The 17,066-nt window shown below is 60.7% G+C and carries 13 protein-coding genes; 7 read left to right on the plus strand and 6 right to left on the minus strand.

Annotation, left to right across the window (positions count from 1 at the left end):
• Positions 1-31: 31 nt before the first annotated feature.
• The 3 genes from NCR40_RS26710 to NCR40_RS26720 all read right to left on the minus strand — a co-directional run bounded on the left by NCR40_RS26710 (position 32) and on the right by NCR40_RS26720 (position 4,281).
• A complete protein-coding gene (locus NCR40_RS26710) occupies positions 32-829 on the minus strand; it encodes an SDR family NAD(P)-dependent oxidoreductase (protein WP_250511211.1) in 798 nt (265 codons plus the stop codon).
• 47 nt (positions 830-876) lie between these two features.
• Positions 877-1,974 carry an alpha/beta fold hydrolase gene (locus NCR40_RS26715; RefSeq protein ID WP_250511212.1) on the minus strand — a complete coding sequence of 366 codons (1,098 nt, stop codon included), beginning with the start codon at positions 1,972-1,974 and terminating at the stop codon, positions 877-879.
• 348 nt (positions 1,975-2,322) lie between these two features.
• Positions 2,323-4,281 (minus strand): PhoX family protein, encoded by a 1,959-nt coding sequence (locus NCR40_RS26720; protein WP_250511213.1) that lies wholly within the window; start codon positions 4,279-4,281, stop codon positions 2,323-2,325.
• A gap of 622 nt (positions 4,282-4,903) precedes the next feature.
• On the opposite strand from NCR40_RS26720, the gene NCR40_RS26725 reads away from it, so the two are divergent.
• The 5 genes from NCR40_RS26725 (at position 4,904) to NCR40_RS26745 (ending at position 9,921) form a co-directional block, all read left to right on the plus strand.
• A complete protein-coding gene (locus NCR40_RS26725; RefSeq protein WP_244830457.1) occupies positions 4,904-5,632 on the plus strand; it encodes a Crp/Fnr family transcriptional regulator in 729 nt (242 codons plus the stop codon).
• A gap of 276 nt (positions 5,633-5,908) precedes the next feature.
• Positions 5,909-6,670, plus strand: a complete 762-nt coding sequence (locus tag NCR40_RS26730) for a 3-oxoacyl-ACP reductase (protein WP_250511214.1) — start codon at positions 5,909-5,911, stop codon at positions 6,668-6,670.
• Positions 6,671-6,737: 67 nt separating this feature from the next.
• On the plus strand, positions 6,738-7,484 hold the full coding sequence (locus NCR40_RS26735) for a dienelactone hydrolase family protein (RefSeq protein WP_250511215.1): 747 nt from the start codon (positions 6,738-6,740) through the stop codon (positions 7,482-7,484).
• Positions 7,485-7,760: 276 nt separating this feature from the next.
• On the plus strand, positions 7,761-9,407 hold the full coding sequence (locus tag NCR40_RS26740) for a carboxylesterase family protein (protein ID WP_250511216.1): 1,647 nt from the start codon (positions 7,761-7,763) through the stop codon (positions 9,405-9,407).
• Positions 9,408-9,528: 121 nt separating this feature from the next.
• Complete coding sequence (locus tag NCR40_RS26745; protein ID WP_250511217.1) at positions 9,529-9,921, plus strand: EAL domain-containing protein; 393 nt, start codon at positions 9,529-9,531, stop codon at positions 9,919-9,921.
• 169 nt (positions 9,922-10,090) lie between these two features.
• Here the strand turns inward: NCR40_RS26745 and NCR40_RS26750 are convergent, their stop codons facing one another.
• The 3 genes from NCR40_RS26750 to NCR40_RS26760 all read right to left on the minus strand — a co-directional run bounded on the left by NCR40_RS26750 (position 10,091) and on the right by NCR40_RS26760 (position 14,292).
• Complete coding sequence (locus NCR40_RS26750; RefSeq protein ID WP_250494731.1) at positions 10,091-10,921, minus strand: MetQ/NlpA family ABC transporter substrate-binding protein; 831 nt, start codon at positions 10,919-10,921, stop codon at positions 10,091-10,093.
• A 110-nt stretch (positions 10,922-11,031) separates the two neighbouring features.
• Complete coding sequence (locus NCR40_RS26755; RefSeq protein ID WP_250511218.1) at positions 11,032-12,759, minus strand: glycerol-3-phosphate dehydrogenase/oxidase; 1,728 nt, start codon at positions 12,757-12,759, stop codon at positions 11,032-11,034.
• Between the two features lie 15 nt (positions 12,760-12,774).
• On the minus strand, positions 12,775-14,292 hold the full coding sequence (locus NCR40_RS26760) for an FGGY-family carbohydrate kinase (RefSeq protein WP_250468263.1): 1,518 nt from the start codon (positions 14,290-14,292) through the stop codon (positions 12,775-12,777).
• 178 nt (positions 14,293-14,470) lie between these two features.
• Here NCR40_RS26760 and NCR40_RS26765 point away from each other — a divergent pair, with 178 nt between their 5' ends.
• Both NCR40_RS26765 and NCR40_RS26770 read left to right on the plus strand, forming a co-directional pair.
• Complete coding sequence (locus NCR40_RS26765) at positions 14,471-15,448, plus strand: sugar-binding transcriptional regulator (RefSeq protein ID WP_244830446.1); 978 nt, start codon at positions 14,471-14,473, stop codon at positions 15,446-15,448.
• Entirely contained in the window at positions 15,448-17,052 is a 1,605-nt protein-coding gene (locus NCR40_RS26770; protein ID WP_250511219.1) for an FGGY-family carbohydrate kinase, read from the plus strand. The genes NCR40_RS26765 and NCR40_RS26770 overlap by 1 nt, the downstream gene beginning before the upstream one ends.
• Positions 17,053-17,066 lie beyond the last annotated feature (14 nt).

Here is a 17,066-nt window from a genome sequence, read left to right on the forward strand (position 1 = left end):
GTCTGGCGAGCGTGCACGCTTCGTATCGAAATCAGTTCTGGATTGCCTGAACCGAGCCGCCATCCACCCGAACGTTGCTGCCGTTGATGAACGACGCACGATCCGAAACCAGCAAAGCGATGGCCGCCGCGACTTCCTCGGGCTGACCTCGTCTCTTTTGAACGATTCCCGGCCGTTCCTCGTCGAGAAAACTCTTGACCGCCTCGTCGAAGGACACGCCCATTTGCTTGGCGCGTTTTTCCATCATGCCGTTCGTCATGCCGGTTTCGATGAATGCAGGCGAGACGGTATTGCACAGCACGCCTTGTGCAGCCTCTTTGTAGGACAGATTTTTGATGAATGCAGCAAGCGCGGCCTTGGCAACGTTGTACACCGCCTCTTCCCAGTAAGGCTGCACCGCGTTCTCGGACGTGATGCAAACGAAGCGCCCCCAGCCTTTCGCACGCATGGGCGGAATGGCCGCACGAGCCACACGTACAGCCGAAAAAAAGTCGGTCGCCCAAGCTTCCTCGTAGTCTGCATCCGCCAGTTCGAGCGGATCGCCTTTTGCGCCGGTAACGCCAGCCGTATGAACCACGATATCGATCTGCCCGAACCGTTCCGTGCCTCGCTTGACGAGATCGTCTACCTCTTGTTGCCTGGTCATATCGGCCGCAATCAACAAGCTGGATTGCGCGAGCGCGCCGCTTTCCTTTTCGAGCTTTTGTTGATCCACGTCCGACAGCACCAGATGCACGCCTTCCTCACTCAATTGTTTTGCAACCGCGAGACCGATGCCGCCGCTCGCGCCGGTGATGAGCGCCACGCGCCCCTTGATTCCCAAATCCATGAATTCCCCTTAGTCGATTGATTCCGCAACCACGCAAGTCGTCGTGGTTAAAGCGTCTCTGCAAAATTCAGCATCTCCTGTGCCAAGATCCGCGGCGTCTGCAAGGGCATGAGGTGGCCTGCGCCATCGATCACGCTCACGTTGCCATTCGGAAAATGCTTCAATGTTGTCATGCGTTGCTCGTCCGGACCGGGCACTTGCTTATCGTCCGCGCCGCAAACGAGCAACGCCGGATAATCGAGCGTACCGATGCGATCGCTCCAATCCTCCTTGCTGCCGCCATCCACCCATGCGCGCCAGGCAACGAGATCGACGCGTTGGGCATCGTGGATTGCGACTTCGCGAACATCATCCGGCAAGCGGTGTGCGCTCGATTCATCCACGAACGCTTCCGCTTCCGGCCGAGTCTTGCCATACGCTCGTTGCTGTTCCCGGTCCTGCTCGCTCATGGGTTGCGGTCCGGGAGGCGAGGGCGCGACGAGGATCAAGCCTGCCAAATAGTCCGGCTTGCGGGCCGCAAGCACAACCGCGACTTTCCCCGTCATCGAATGACCGACGAGCACGCAACGTTCGAGTTGCAATGCACGGACGGTAGCGTCGATGTGATCGGCCATCTCGCTCACGCTGTAGCCTTCGATATGCGCGGCATCGCCGAAGCCGGGGGTATCGAGCGCGACGCAAAGGTGTTCATGGTCAAGAAAAGGCAAGGTAGGAAACCAAGTACGGTGTGAGCCGCCTAAAAAATGCATGAGCACGAAGGTGACGTCGCCTTGGCCCTGTCTGCTGTAAGGGAGCATGAGTTTCTCTGGATGGTCGGGACCGAGCGCTGAATTCGTTCCTCGATCAGCGCTCCAAGTGAGCGCCTTAGCCAGATTTGTACCCGTTGATCGTCTTTGCTCGTTGGCGGAAAAGCAACTGCATACTCTGACGAATAAAAGAAATGCTGCATCCAACACCCAGGCTTCTACGTATTTGATTTTGCAGCGGCATGTTTGACCCGTCGCGGCTCTATCAAAATCAGACCGACGAATCGAACACGGGTGTCGAGGCTTGTGGTCCTTAAGGAGTTCCGAAATGGCAAAGACTGCGTCGTATGTCCAGGTTTCGTGCGTGTTGGCTTCACTCGTTTCCGCGCTGGTGTCCATGCCCGCGCTGGCGGGCGGAAACGGTAACGGCGGGAGCGGCAGCGGTGGTGCTCATGGCGCGGCTACGTCCGAAAGGACCTACCACAGCGAGCCAGTGTCGAGTCCGTGGAACAGAGATCCGGGAGATGTGAACCGAACCTATGAGCCGGGCAACAAAGCCTCGTCGCAAGCCATGCCGCAGAGTTCGGACATGTCGTCGGGTGCCGTCAAGTAGTTTGCTTGAGGCGAACGCGTCGTAGCGGTTTTTATCGTCAGGCCCGACGGTCGTGAGCGACACTGCGGGCCTGGCTGCAGATTCAAGTTCGGTTCATCTATTGCAGATGCAGCGAAGTGCCGGCATGCCGCTTCTCAAGCCTTCGCCAGCCTGATGCTGCTCGCGTCGCCAGTGAGATAACCGACAGTCGCGCCGAATCGATCTTTATAATTCGCGCGCAGTAAAGGATCGACGGTTGCCTTGACCTTGTCATGCAGCGGACTCTCCCAGTCGCCCGCATGCTGGAAGTTGCTCATGATATAGGTCCAGCCGTTGATCTCGTCGACCGCGTGCAATCCGGTGGATTCCGCAGCCGACGGGCACGAAAGCACGCGTGCAAGCGTTTGGGTATCGACGTTATAGGCCCAAAGGAAGTTGTTCACGTGTGTGCTGGAATCTTCACCGATGAACAACGTGCGCAGTTTCTCCGAGAACTTCAGGTTGTCCGGATTCGCGATCTTGTCGGGGTTCGCGAGGTTGCCGAGCGCGTCGGGCGCAGCCAGGTCCTCGCCGACGAGCGCGGCGGGCGCGGCCATGTCGACCGGCACCCATTCGCTGTCTATGGCCGCGCCCGTCACGTCTTTCTGACCGGCCTTGAGATTGAGCGCGTACACGGCGCCTGCGACGATGGTCTTGTCGACCGCGACATCGCGCGAGGCCGCGTTTCCCTTGACCATCGATTTCTCGACTCGGGACATCGCCGTGTACACGATCTTGTCCTTCGCGTTGACCGTCGTGCCTTCGAGCTTCGTGAATCCCATGCTGCCGCCATTAAGCGCCGCATAGCGGTGCGTTTCCAGATACGCCGCCGCTTTGTCCATGCCCGGCTTGACGCGGACCCAGTTGAACGTGCCGTTGAAATTGATCTTCGTGTAGCTGGCGTCCGCCGGGTCCGCGGTGGCGATGTCCATGATGTCGGCTGCCTTGAGTGATCCGGCAAGTGCTTCGATTTCAGCGCTCCTGGCATTGCCGATGCGAATCCACGAGAGGTTCGCCGATCCCGCGCCCGCCGACGAGGTCTGCGTCCACTTGGCGACGTACAGCGTGCCTGACGAGAGGTCCGCCGCTTTGTCCGCGATGAACATGAACAAGCCGCCGTTGGTCGCGTCGTCGCCCATCATGACGGTGCGTTGGTCCGGCATCACCTGGATCAATTCGTGTGAGATGCGTCCGAGGCAGTAATGCTTTTTGATCGATGCCGTCCCGTCTGGATTCACCGTGACTTCCGGCAAGTGCCCGTAGTGGTAGGGATTGGCGCGCGTCGCGTCGCCATATAGCGCTAGGCTGAAGGCCTTGAACTGCGCGTTTTTCGCGATGCTCGACGCGTCCGGCTCGTACTCCTCGCTCGACAAGTGCGTATTCCAGGGCGAAAGGCTCGCGCCGCACGTGATCCATAGACCGTTCGCTTTCGAGGTGTCTACGTTGTGATATTTCACCAGCGTGAGGTGGCCCGTCGTCGGGTTCTGATCGAGCGTCAATACCGCGATAGGCGAGGGTAACTGGCCGTACTGCGACGCGAGGCTCTGATCCCGCGTGGTGTATTCGAACTGCACCACGGCGAATACGGTCTTGCCCTTGATGCCCGGCACCGTTGCATTGGCAAGCGTGAGCAACGAACTGCCGTCGGGGCAGTCGGAATAGAACTGACGCTCCTTGCCCGGCACCGAGGTATCGACGATCGGCTGGCCGTTGATATCGTAATAACCGCCTGCAAGGATGTTGCCGCCACTGCCGTTCGGCACCATGTCGCCGGTGACGAAGAACGGTTGATAGGCGAGCTTGTACGCTTGCGTGGTGCCGTCCGCGAACGTGACGTTGAGCGACGACTTTACCGTGGTCGTCGCCATCGACGCGGGGTCGTTGAGCGTGGGTGCGGCCATCGACGTGAATGCCGCGCTTGCGAACGTCGCGGTGGCAGCCGGGGCCGCATTGGAATCACTGCCGCCGCAGCCGGCGAGCGTCGTGGCGGCGGCGAATCCGCCGAGCGGTAACATCGGCGCCCCCGCAAGAAGTTTAAGCGTGCGGCGGCGGGAAAGATTCGTCCGGTCGGACATGGGGAGTTCCTGTTTTTATCGATGATCGGGGGATCAGGCTGCTTAGGTACTCGGCCCGCGTGCAGCGTCGAAAGAGGAATGTAAGGCCGGATGATGAAATGTATATGACAGGAAAATAGAATTATTTAGAAAGAATTGGGTTGTGCTCATGCACGTGTTGGCGAGCATTTGTGGAAAATGCGAGAGTCACTATCGGCAGCAAGATAGCAAGGATGCAGTCGGCGCGTGGCAGAGGTCGGGTGGCTGACTTTGCCTAAAACAACAGATAGTCGTGCCCGGATTTTTGACTCACGACGATGGCTGGCAACAGAGCGATTCGTTCGATTCTAAGAAGAAGAATCAGCGGTGGCGATCTTCAAAGACGCTTGAGCCAAATTCAGCATTAATGCCTTAACGTCTAAAGAAGCATTTTCTTAGCTGGTTGTCACCACTTCGACAAAAGCCGTTCAAGGCTTAAGACCAGACCTTGATGGCGACTTAACAAAACGACCGCTAAGACGCTAAGCGCTTATAGCTTTCGCTTGATAGGGTAGCTGCCAGACCAACAACCGCTTAAGGCTAAAAGCAACCTGCAAAACGAAAAAATGCTAAGGTTATGCAATAGCTTAAACGAGCGAAGAGCATGCTGAATTTGACATCGGACCTGCATGGTAATGCCTTGCTATGTTCGCTTCCCGCGCCGGAGTGGAAAGAGATCGCACGCCATCTGGAGTTGATCGAACTGCGTAGCGAACAACGCCTGTATGATCCCGGCCAACAAATGCAGTATGTCTATTTTCCGACTACGTCGATCATCTCGCTTCTTCACATGGTGGAGGACGGTGCATCGACCGAGATTGCCGCCGTCGGGCGCGAGGGCATGACAGGTTTGCCGGTGCTAACGGGCGGCAAGTTCATGCCAACGCGTGTTCAGGTCCAGTTTCCCGGATCTGCGTACCGCATCAAGGCTCATGCGTTGCGTGAACTTATCGGCCGTTCGGCGTTCTTGCGCCGTTTAATGCTTCTATACACGCAGGCGTTGCTGACACAGGTTGCACAAACAGCCGCATGCAACCGACATCATTCGCTGCGCCAGCAATTGTGCCGATGGTTATTGACGCAAGCGGACCGGGCGCCGTCAATGGTTTTGCGCGTCACCCAACAAGGCGTCGCGGACAGCCTTGGCGTGCGAAGAGAAGGCGTCACCGAGGCGACGGGCAAACTTCACGATGCAGGCTTGATTCGGCACGGCCGAGGCAGCATTGAAATTCTCGATCGCGTTGGTCTGGAGAAGCAGGCGTGCGCTTGCTATTGCATCTTAAGAAAAGAATTCGAAAAGATTCTGCGACCGCGACAAGTCGATCTCGCCTGAGCGAATTGGGTTTAGTGGCTGCATTGACGGTTGCTGGCAAGAAGCGCGTGGCTTGCAATTTTTTCGAGCGCTCTGGCAAAGGCTGATAGCCGCGCAGGCGCTGTCCGAAGCCACGCTATGGTCTAGCTAAATCAGACGCAACGATTGCTCGTGACGCAACTGCGTACGCCTTAAACGAAGGCTGCGGCGCGCCTGAAGCGCGTGTGTACTTACGCGCCGCTTAACCCCATGCTGCATAATGCATCGGCTATTCCAGAACAAACCTTGGAGATGTCGATGCTGCTGTCTGAACAAAACGTACTCGTCACCGGCGGCGCGCGCGGACTGGGCGCGGCGATCACTGAAGCCCTCGCGCGTGAAGGCGCCAGTGTCGTCATCAACTATCGTCGTAGCGAAGCGCAAGCGAACGTGCTGGTCGAGCGGCTTGGACCGCGCGTCGTGGCGGTTCAGGCCGACATCACGGATCAGGCATCCGTCGCGCGTCTCTTCGACGAAGCGCTCGCTAAAAGCGGCCGGCCGATACATGCCGTCGTGAACAACGCGCTTGCCGAATTCAGCTTCGATGGCGACGCGCGACCGAAGATCGGCGATATCGAATGGACGCGCTTTCAGCAGCAGATCGAAGGCGCCCTCAAGGGCGCGCTCAATACGATTCAAGCCGCGTTGCCCGCAATGCGTGCCGCTGGCTTTGGCCGTATCGTGAATGTCGGCACCAACCTATTTCAGAACCCCGTCGTGCCTTATCACGACTACACGGCGGCCAAAGCGGCATTGCTCGCGTTGACGAGAACTGCATCGAACGATCTCGGACCGGACGGCATCACGGTGAACATGGTGTCCGGCGGACTCTTGCGCACGACCGACGCCAGCAGCGCGACGCCCGAAGCCGTGTTCGATATGGTCGCCGGATTCACGCCGTTGCGCCGTGTCACGACGCCGGAAGAATTCGCCGACGCAGTGCTGTTCTTTCTCTCACCGTGGGCGCGAGCGGTGACGGGACAGAACCTCGTCGTCGATGGCGGTTTGGTCAAGGATTGAAGCGTCTTGCTCACACATGATCTCTCGACAATTCCCAAGCACGGCTCTCGACTCAAGGCACGACATCATGGCTTATGAAAAGGTGAGCGTTTCCACTCGCGACGGTATGTGTCCCGTTCACGTTTTCACCGCCGATACGGCAACGCCTTCGCCGGCCATCGTCTTCTACATGGATGCGGGCGGCATACGTCCAGCTGTATCGGATATGGCGCAACGGCTGGCGAACGCGGGCTATGTCGTCCTGCTGCCAGACCTTTTCTATCGCTACGGTTCGTATGGGCCTTTCGATCCCGTGGAAGTATTCAAGGGCGATGTGCGAGCGATCCTCGGGCCACTGATGGTCACCACGGGTAACGCGAAGGCGGCCGAAGATACAGAAGCATTGCTTGCCTACATCGACACGCGCACGGACGTTGAACCCGAACGTATCGGCGCGGTCGGTTTTTGCATGGGCGGCGGCATGGCTATCACCGCCGCTGGCCAATATCCCGATCGCTTCGCGGCGGTGGCAAGCTTTCACGGCGGCAATCTCGCAACCGATGCCCCTGACAGCCCGCATCTTTCAGCGCCACGACTAAAGGCCGAACTCTATATCGCAGCGGCCGACGCCGATGGAAGTTACCCGTCATCCATGGCGCAGCGCTTCGAAGACGCATTGAAGCAGGCCGGCGTTCGGTATGTCGCAGAGACCTATACCGGCGCCGCGCACGGCTGGATGAAGCCGGATTTTCCGGTCTACGACCAAGAGGCCGCCGAGCGCGGATGGTCCACGATGATCGAATTCTTCGATCGGACGCTCAAAGGTCCGGTCTGAAATCTTCGCGCGATGATCATGTCGTCGCGCGATCGTAGTAAAGCACCGCTTACGAAGCCCCTATCCGCCGCTACGTTGGTGCGGCGCGTCACAGCACTAATTACCTTCGTCGCATCCCACTAGACCATAAAGAGAAAAAACGATCGTAAGGTGTTCTCCTACTGATCCGCATGCGAACTAGTCAGTACATTTACAAAAACAAAACGGCTGACGCGATCGACCGAAGGCACGTTAGCTCATGCGTTCGATCCATGCATTCAAACGAGGAGAGAGACGATGTTCAGGAAACCGGACGATGACGCGAGCCAGAAGCACGGCGTAAAAGCGAGCGATGCGCGTCGCGAAGGCATGAGTCGGCGAGACTTTGCCAGATTACTCGGCGCCGCGCCGCTCGCGTTGCTCGTCGGGTGCGGCGGGGGCGGAGACGATTCATCCAAATCTTCAGGGACGTTGGCGCTCGATCCAACGGCCAAAGCCGCGAATCCAGACACTTACACCGACTTCGAATGGTACAAGTGGACGTTTCCCATCGACAAAACGCTGGATGCAGTCGGGACAGCAAACGACGGCGTCGGCCAGATGTACGTGCGGCTTTACACGCCGAAAACGGTGGCATCGACGACATATCCGCTGGTGGCCGTGCTGGGCGGGTTGGGCAACGACGCCAACATGACGACCAACTTTTATGCCTCCAACGGCGCGGCGGATTTCGCAAACGCGGCCTTGCAGGCGAAGTATCCGTCATACATCGTGACGGTGACCTTGCCTTGGGAAGCGTGCGTCAACTACGACGCCGAGATGGTCTATATGAACGCCATCGGCGAGTTGATGAAGGCCATCTCGACGCGCGTAGGCAATGTCGACTCGACGCGCATATACGCAACAGGCATCTCGCAGGGCGCGGGTTGGTCCTACGAAGCGGCATCGTTGCAACCCGATCTGTTCGCGGCACTCTTCATCAATTCAGGAACGGTCGTCCATACGACCTGGGGCAACGAAGCAGACCTGACCAAGCTAAAGGACGTCAACCTCTATATCGCGCACGGGGCGCAGGATCAGTACATTCCAGTGAACGAAGCGTACCGGGTCTACAACGACTTGTCCGCTCTCGGCAAACGCAACATCAAGCTGGACGTGGTGACGGGAACGCACGCGCTGTCGGGCACGCAGTATTTCCCGGCCACGCCCGTTACGAGTGTTTATCCGTGGCAGGACTGGCTCCTCACGCAGAAGAAGGGTGTGGGCTTCGATGGCCCCGTGCTTACCGAGGTCAGCCCCTTCTCCGCGTATCAGTGGGCGGGCCGCTCGGTATTACCGGATGTGCCGACTTGGGCTACCGACGTACCGTACGCAACGTGGACCGAGCCACAGGACAATCCGACCTGGGACACCATCAAGACCCGGCTTGCTGTTCCCACGGTGAACGGAACGAGCAGCGGCGGCTATGTGATCGGACGCTTTCGTATCGGCGACGAAACGCAGACCACCTATGACAGCGCGACGACGGCAACCGCGGGTCTCAAGTCCGGCCAATTGCTATGCATGACCATTCAGGGCTACACCGGTGCGTACGGGGACGACTTTGCCTCCTTCAACGCGAACTGGACCGTGGAATGGGCCGTGATGGCGGGGCAGGTTACGAGCATCGTCTTGACGAATCAGGCGAGCCCGGCGCCCATTGCCCGACCGAGCACGGTGAACTTGACGAACGGCGGCGGCCCGAACGTCAATAACTCGCTTGCGACGCCGAATGTTCTCGATGGCAAGCAGGTCTATCTGAGGATCGCTCTCGCGGACACTTACACGGGCACTGCGCTCAAGGTTTATGTGCGCTTCACCAAAAAGTTATCGAGTGCGCCGCGAGGGCCGGAATATGCGTCGTACTGGCATGTCGTGGACTTGCCCGTGAATCTGACTGCCTGATTTATCGATGTGGGAAAACGGCGCTTCATACTCATGCGCCGTTATTCCGCAATCGCGTCGGTGCCCGCTCGCTGGCTGCTGCTCGGTGCGCGGCATCGATCACCGGATCGAAGTCCAACGCATGGACGACCCGAACCATGCTATCGAAACCCTTGACCGTCTGCATGCGCTCGGCATTCGCCTGTCTGTCGACGACTTCGGCACGGGATACTCTTCTTTGTCGTACCCGAAGCGCATGCCCGTGCACGAGATCAAGATCGATCGATCCTTCGTCATGGGCATCACGGATCATAAAGACGACGAGACCATCGTGCGCTCGACCATCGATCTCGGGCACAACATGGGACTGAAGGTCGTGGCCGAAGATGTCGAGAGCGAACAAATGATGACGCGCCCGCGGGAGTTGCAATGCGATCTTGCGCAGGGATTTCATTTGAGCCGCCCGCTGCCGCCGGCCAAGCTCGAACTCTGGCTCGCGGGTGGGGTCGAGGAGAGCAATCTGCGTTTCGCGTGAACTCATCCGCAAGTCACGTTCATCCGTTCTTTCTCGTTCGACGACATTTCCGATGCAAGCCGATGCGTGGACATCCATGCCGCCAGCGCACGGACGTGGGCTTGCTTCGATCAAACGATTGCTCGCTTCGAGCAGTCGCGCACAGCAGTGAAGGGGGCGCCGCTCGAAGTCATCGAGAAAAATAGTCGGGCAGCCGAAAGCCGTCATACGCGTGATTGCCGACGATGGCTTGCCTGAACGCATCCGAACGATACGCTTCGACGATATCGTCGGTGGTCTGCGAATGCTGGTTCGCGGCTTTCACCACGACCTGATTCACGTAGGGCGAAGTCATCTCCTCGAGCGCCAGCGCCGTGGTCAGGGCGTGTCCGCTCGATACCGCGAAGTTGCCCTGAATCGCCGCAAAATCCACGTCTTCCAGCGCGCGCGGCGCCTGTGCCGATTCGAGCAGCACGAGCTTGATGCCGGCAGGATTATCGGTCACGTCGCGCTCGGTTACATCGACAGGATTCGGATTCGGACGGATGCGAATCCAGCCGATACGCTGAAGGATCTTGAGCGCGCGTTCCAGATTGACGGGATCGTTGGGCACTGCAACCGTAGCGCCTTTCCGGACCTCGGCAAGCGCATGGTGCTTCGTGGAGAAGAGGCCCATCGGTGGCGTGGGCACTTGCACCACGCCGACGAGATCGGTGCCGTTGCGGTCGTTATAGGACTTCAGATACACGCTGTGCTGCATCACGTCGGCCGCTATCTCGCCGCGATACACCGCCTGGTTCGCTTCCAGGCCGGTGCTGAACTCGACGTAGCGCACGGTGTAGCCCTTCTTCGAGAGTTGCGGTTCGACGCCCTGACGAAACTCGTCCGCGTAAGGGCCGGGCACGAAGCCCACTCGCAGTGTGTGCGCGGCATTGTCCGCGGCGAAGCCGGGCGAGATGAAGACAGCTTGGCTCAACGTCAGCGCGAGCAGGAACGTCCTGAGTTTTACCGGTGCAATCATAGGAATGAGTGGGCTGAACGAAAGCAGAAATCGTATCAACGCAACCCATGCGGGCGGAACAGATTGATCGAGCTAACCTTAGTCCGCAATGCGATAACCGAGGCTTCGCATCAATCGATAGTCTGTCGCGCGAGTTCGACTCTGGGCAGCGCAATGCCATGCCGCTCGCGAGCCGCTTGACGCGTCGCATCGATTTCCTTTTGCTTGCGAAGTTCGTCCCAACCCAGCACCTGTGCCGCGATCTCCGCGCCTTCGAGCAACAGCGCGTTCGTCAGATGTCCGGAGATCGCGATCGTCGTGCGACGGAAGAATAGGTCCGCAAGACGCGTGACCATGTCATGCGCGCACAGGTACTCGATCTCGCGCACCGTGAAGTCCGATGCGCTGCCAAAGGGCCGATCCGGTGCGCCCGCGCAAAACGCCGCGACTGCCGAAGCAGTCGTGCCATAGCGCGTGAGCAAGCCGTCGGCACGCTCGGCCGACACCCCATACTGTCGAACGACATCGCCGATCCATTCGGCCCGTGCATGCGCATCGCGCGGAAAATCGCGGCCTCCGCCGATCGCCGTGTGACGCGTGCGGACCGCGCGTGAGCGTCCGAGGCGTACGAGCGTGTCGTCGGTGACCGTTTCGGCGAATCCGCGAAACGTCGTCCACTTGCCGCCGACGAGCGATAAAACCGGGACTTGCGTGCCGGCAAGACGATCCACATGCATCGCGTGATCGCGGCTTACATCGCCGGGATCGGCGGCATTGGAATAGGGCAGCGGGCGCACGCCGCTGTATCGGAACGCAATGTTCGATTCGTTCAACACCACGCGTGGAAAAACTTCCCGCAGCGCGCCGAGCATGTAGGCGACTTCATCGTCCTCGCAGCGCACGGCGTCGGGCTCGCTTGTGCGGATATCGGTCGAGCCGATCAGCAACTTGTCCATGAAGGGATAGATGAGCGAGATGCGCCCGTCCTTCGAGCCGTAGTACACCATGCGGCCGCGCAGTTGCGCATGGAGCTCGGGGTGATCGACGATCAGATGCGAACCCTTCGTCCCGCCGATGTACTTGCTTTTTATGCCGAGCGAAGCATTCACGCTGTCGATCCACGCCCCGCCCGCGTTGACGACGACCTCGGGCCGCACCGCGACGAGCTCGTCCGTTACGAGGTCGCGCAACCACACGACGCCGCCCTCGACGCGCTCCACGCTCGTGTAATTGGCCGCCGCCGATTGCTTGCACGCGGCAAGCCCGTCCGCGACGAGTTCGAAATTCAGGCGTTCGGCTTGCGTCACCTTGGCGTCGTAATACGTGGCGGTCGCCTTGATTGCCGGATCGAGCAGCGGCAGGTCTTTAAGCGACTGCGCTCGCGTCGCGAGATGATGACGCGGCATCGTGCGGTCGTGCCGTCCCAAGAAGTCGTACATGGCAAGGCCGATCTTCGAGATGATCGCGCCGCGATCCGCAAGCTTGGCCTTCATGCCGAAGAAGCGTCGAGCGGACGCCACCATGCCGCCGAAGTACGAGTGAATCGGCAGCACGGTTTCGAGCGGCAGCACGTAATGCGGCGCGTTCTTCAGCAACAGGTTGCGCTCCAACGTCGATTCGGCGACGAGGCGAAACTCGCCCGTCTCCAGATACTTCACGCCGCCGTGTATGAGCCGCGATGGCGCGCTACTCGCACCGGCGGCAAAGTCGGTCTTGTCGATCAACAGGCAGTCGACACCTTGCAGCGATAAATCGCGAAACACACCCGCGCCGTTGATGCCGCCGCCCACGATCAACACGCCGATCTTCGGGCTCTGCTTCAACCGGTCGAGAAAGAAATTGCGGTTTCGTTCTGTCATCGAGATTCTCCGGCTTCAATGCGAGGTGGCCGCGCGGTCGAGCGCGGGCCACAAGGGCTGAACTGCGGCGATGAGTTGCGACCAGAGCGCGTACGCGTCGTCGAGCTTCGCGTGGCGTTGCGGGTCCGGCGCATGCGTGCGCGCAACGCGGCAGGCGCGCGCCACGGCATCGGCAAGCGAATCGAAAACGCCCACGCTGACGCCTGCGCAAAGCGCCGCGCCGAGCGCGCTCGCCTCCTGACTTTCGGGTATGTCGATAGCGATGCCAAGCACATCCGCGAACGACTGAGCAAGCAACGGACTCGACGATCCACCGCCCGTCAACCCCGCACGATGCGCCGGAAAAGCGCTCGTCAACGCTTCGATGTGCCAGCGGTGATTGAACACCATGCCTTCGAGCACCGCACGCGCCAGATGTGCACGCCGGTGCCACGAGCGCAAGCCGAAGAACGACGCGCTCGCCGGCTGCTCGAACGGAGAACCGAACAGGAAGGGATGAAACATGACCGAACTCGGTTCGGCCGACACCGCCTGCACTTCGTCGCCGATGAGATCGAACAGCGAGCATCCGCGCCGTGCCGCTTCCTGCGTTTCGTGCTGAAAGAGTTCGCGCAAAGCCCAATCGACATTGCTCGACGAAGCGGGCGAAATCGACATGTTCATCCACTGGCCGGGCCGTGTGCCGTTACGGCACGACCAGCGCGGATCGAGTTGCGGCCGATCCGACAGTATTTCGTTGATGCTGAACGTTCCCGCCGTCACCGACAACACGCCCGGTTCGGCGTTGCCCATACCGAGGGCGCTCGACGTGACGTCGTGCAGCCCGGTTGCGACGGGCGTGCCTTCCTTCAAGCCGGTTTGCGATGCGGCAAGCGCCGTCACGCGGCCGGCCTGCGCCGTGGACGCGACGATGGGTGCGAGCGCCTGGCCGATAGTCCCCAGGCCGTACAGCGCCATGACCTCGGCGCTGTACTGCTGCGTGTTCACATCGGTGAAAGACGAACTGGCTTCGGTTGGATCGGTGGCGGGGACGCCCGTGAGACAGAGCCGCAGCCAGTCCTTGCAAAACAAGACATGGCCGATCCGCGCGAAGCGCGCTGGCTCGTTGAGCTGAATCCATTTCAGCAGGCTGACGGCGGCGTACGGATAAGGCTGCTGTCCGGTCAATGACAGCGCCCGTTCCAGCACGCCTTCCTCGCGCCAGCGTTGCCGGACGTCGAAGGCGCGGCTGTCGAGCGAGAGAATGCCGGCGCCGAGCGGCGCGCCCGCGCAATCCACGAGATAGAGCCCATCGCCGTGTCCGGTTACGCCGACGGCCGCAATGGAACCAGGCGCAATCTCGCTCAACGCATCGCGAATGGCGCCACAGGCCGCATCCCAGGTTTCTCGCATGTCCCGTTCGACATGGCGCGCACGCGGCTGCCGCTGTTCGACGCGCCGGCTGCCCACGGCGACGGTGCGCCCGGCCGTGTCGAAAACAACCGCCTTCGTGGCTGTCGAACCGCTGTCGACGCCGAGCAGATACGTCTCCATCGTGTCTCCGAATTTTTTGTTGCATCGCGTCAAGCCGACATTTCGCCTTCGGATTGCGCGATGCTTATCTAGGGTTATAGCGGATGGTAATCGAGGATCGGGTTGCCTATTGTGCTTACAATGAAAAAAATTTCAGCACGTAGAAAAAATATCACTTCAACGTGCGCACGGAGACGACATGACGAAATCCGCCGACAGGCGTGACGCCGAGGACAGTCTTGCGATTCGAGCGGCGTGGCTGCACTACGCCGCCGGTCAGACGCAGGCCGACGTCGCGGCTCGTCTCGGCGTGAGCAGTGTCAAGGCGCATCGGCTGATCATGCGAGCGAATCAGAGCGGCGCGGTCAAGTTCACCATCGACGGCGATGTCGCCGAATGCGTCGTGCTCGAAGCGGAGCTTGCGCAGCGCTTCGGTCTTAGCTATTGCGAAGTGGTCCCCGATCTAAACGAAGGCGATCTGCCGCTGCGTGCCCTTGGCGTCGCTGGCGCGCACTTCATGCAGCGCGAGATCGCGACGCGACAAGGCGGCGTGATCGGCATAGGACATGGGCGAACGCTCGCGGCCGTCGTGGAGAACATTCCGCGCCTGGACGCGGGCACGGTGCGCTTCGTGTCCTTGCTTGGCGGCGTCACGCGCAAATACACGGCAAATCCGTATGACGTGATTCACCGGCTCGCCGAGCAAACGGGCGCGGTGTCGTATGTGCTGCCGCTGCCGTTTTTCGCCAACAAGGCCGAGGATCGCGAAGTGTTGCTGGCGCAGCGTGGCGTGCGCGAAGTGTTCGACATGGCGGCGCATGCGGATCTGATGGTCGTCGGTATCGGATCGGTGAATGCGGACGCGCAACTCGTCGCATCGCAAATGATCGAGCCCGACGAAATTCAGGAGGTGCGCGACAAGGGCGGTCAAGGCGAATTGCTCGGACATTTTTTCAGCGATACCGGCCAATCCGTCGAAACATCGCTGGCGGCGCGCACGGTCGCGCCCGAACTCGACGACCTCAAGGGCCGGCGCATCATCGCGATTGCGGGCGGCGCGTCGAAGATCGCGGCGATTCGCGCGGTGCTCAATAGCGGCCTTCTGAGCGGATTGATCACCGACGAAGCCTCGGCGCTGGCGCTGAAGATGGAACCTGTCGCGACGGAGGCGGCGTGATGAGCGAGAACGCACGCGACCTTCTCATCGGCATCGACGCGGGGACCTCGGTCATCAAGGCCGTCGCCTTCGACCTGACGGGACGGCAGATTGCCGTCGCCTCGGTGCCGAACCGCTACACCACGAGCCCCGATGGCGCGGCGACTCAATCGCTCGATCAAACTTGGGGCGACTGCGCGAAGACCTTGCGGGATCTGGGCGCGAAGATCGAAGGTCTCGCGCAACGCACGCGCGCGCTGGCGGTGACGGGTCAAGGCGACGGCACATGGCTCGTCGGCGCAGGCAACAAGCCGGCGAGCGACGCATGGCTATGGCTCGACGCGCGCGCCGCGAACACGGTGCGGCTGTTGCAGGAAGGACCGGCGAGCCGCGCGCGGTTCCAGGCGACCGGCACGGGACTCGCCGCGTGCAGTCAGGGCGCGCAGATCGCGCACATGGCCGCGACGACGCCCGAAGTGCTCGAACGCACCGAAGTGGCACTGCATTGCAAGGACTGGCTGTATCTCAATCTCACCGGTGTGCGCGCCACCGATCCGTCCGAGGCGAGCTTCACCTACGGCGACTTTCGCACGCGCCAATACGACGACACGGTGATCGAAGCGCTCGGCCTCACCGCGTGGCGCGACCTGTTGCCGGAAATCATCGACGGCACGGAGATCATGCATCCGCTGACGTCAGACGCCGCCGCCGCGACCGGCCTGCTCGAAGGCACGCCCGTGTGTCTGGGCTTCGTCGATATCGTGCTGACGGCGCTCGGCGCGGGCATTCACACGGAAGGCGCGACGGGCGCGAGTTGCTCGATCGTCGGCTCCACGGGCATGCACATGCGCGCGATGCACAACGCCGACATCCATCTGAACGCGGAAGGCACGGGGTACGTGATCGCGTTGCCGGTGCCGGGCATGTCGGCGCAAGTGCAGTCGAACATGGCGGCGACGCTGAACGTGGACTGGGTGTTGAATCTCGCGTGCGATCTGCTCGCGCAGTTCGGCACGAGCCTTTCGCACGGCGACCGGATGAAGTGTATCGACGGATGGCTGCAGTCGGGACGTCCCGGTGCGCTTCTGTATCACCCCTATATCTCCGATGCCGGCGAGCGCGGTCCTTTCGTGGACCCGAACGCGCGCGCGGATTTCATCGGACTCACGAGCGAGAGCCGCTACCCGGATCTGTTTCGCGCGGTGGTCGAAGGGCTCGGCATGGCCGCGCGCGATTGCTATACGTCGATGGGCATTCCAATGCCCGATGAACTGCGCCTCACCGGCGGCGCGACGCGTTCGCGCGCGTTGCGCGGCGTGCTCGGCGCGGTGGTCGGCGCGCCGGTGCGTATCTCGCTGCGCGAGGAAGCGGGCGCGGCGGGCGCGGCGATGATGGCGGCGGTCGCGCTCGGTGTGTATCCCGACATGAACACGTGCATCGCGCAATGGGTGACGCCGCTGCTCGGACAAGTGGAAGCGCCCGATGCGGAACTGACGCAGTTGTATGCGCAGCTTTTTCCCGCGTATCGGAAGGCGCGCGAGGCGCTCGTACCGACCTGGGATGAAACGGCGCGGTTGCTGAAATCGCGGCATCGGCCGAACGCGCTAGCCGCGGGCCTCAACTAACGTCGAACATGGAA

The sequence above is a fragment of the Caballeronia sp. GACF4 genome (assembly GCF_023631025.1).
Classification (GTDB): domain Bacteria; phylum Pseudomonadota; class Gammaproteobacteria; order Burkholderiales; family Burkholderiaceae; genus Caballeronia.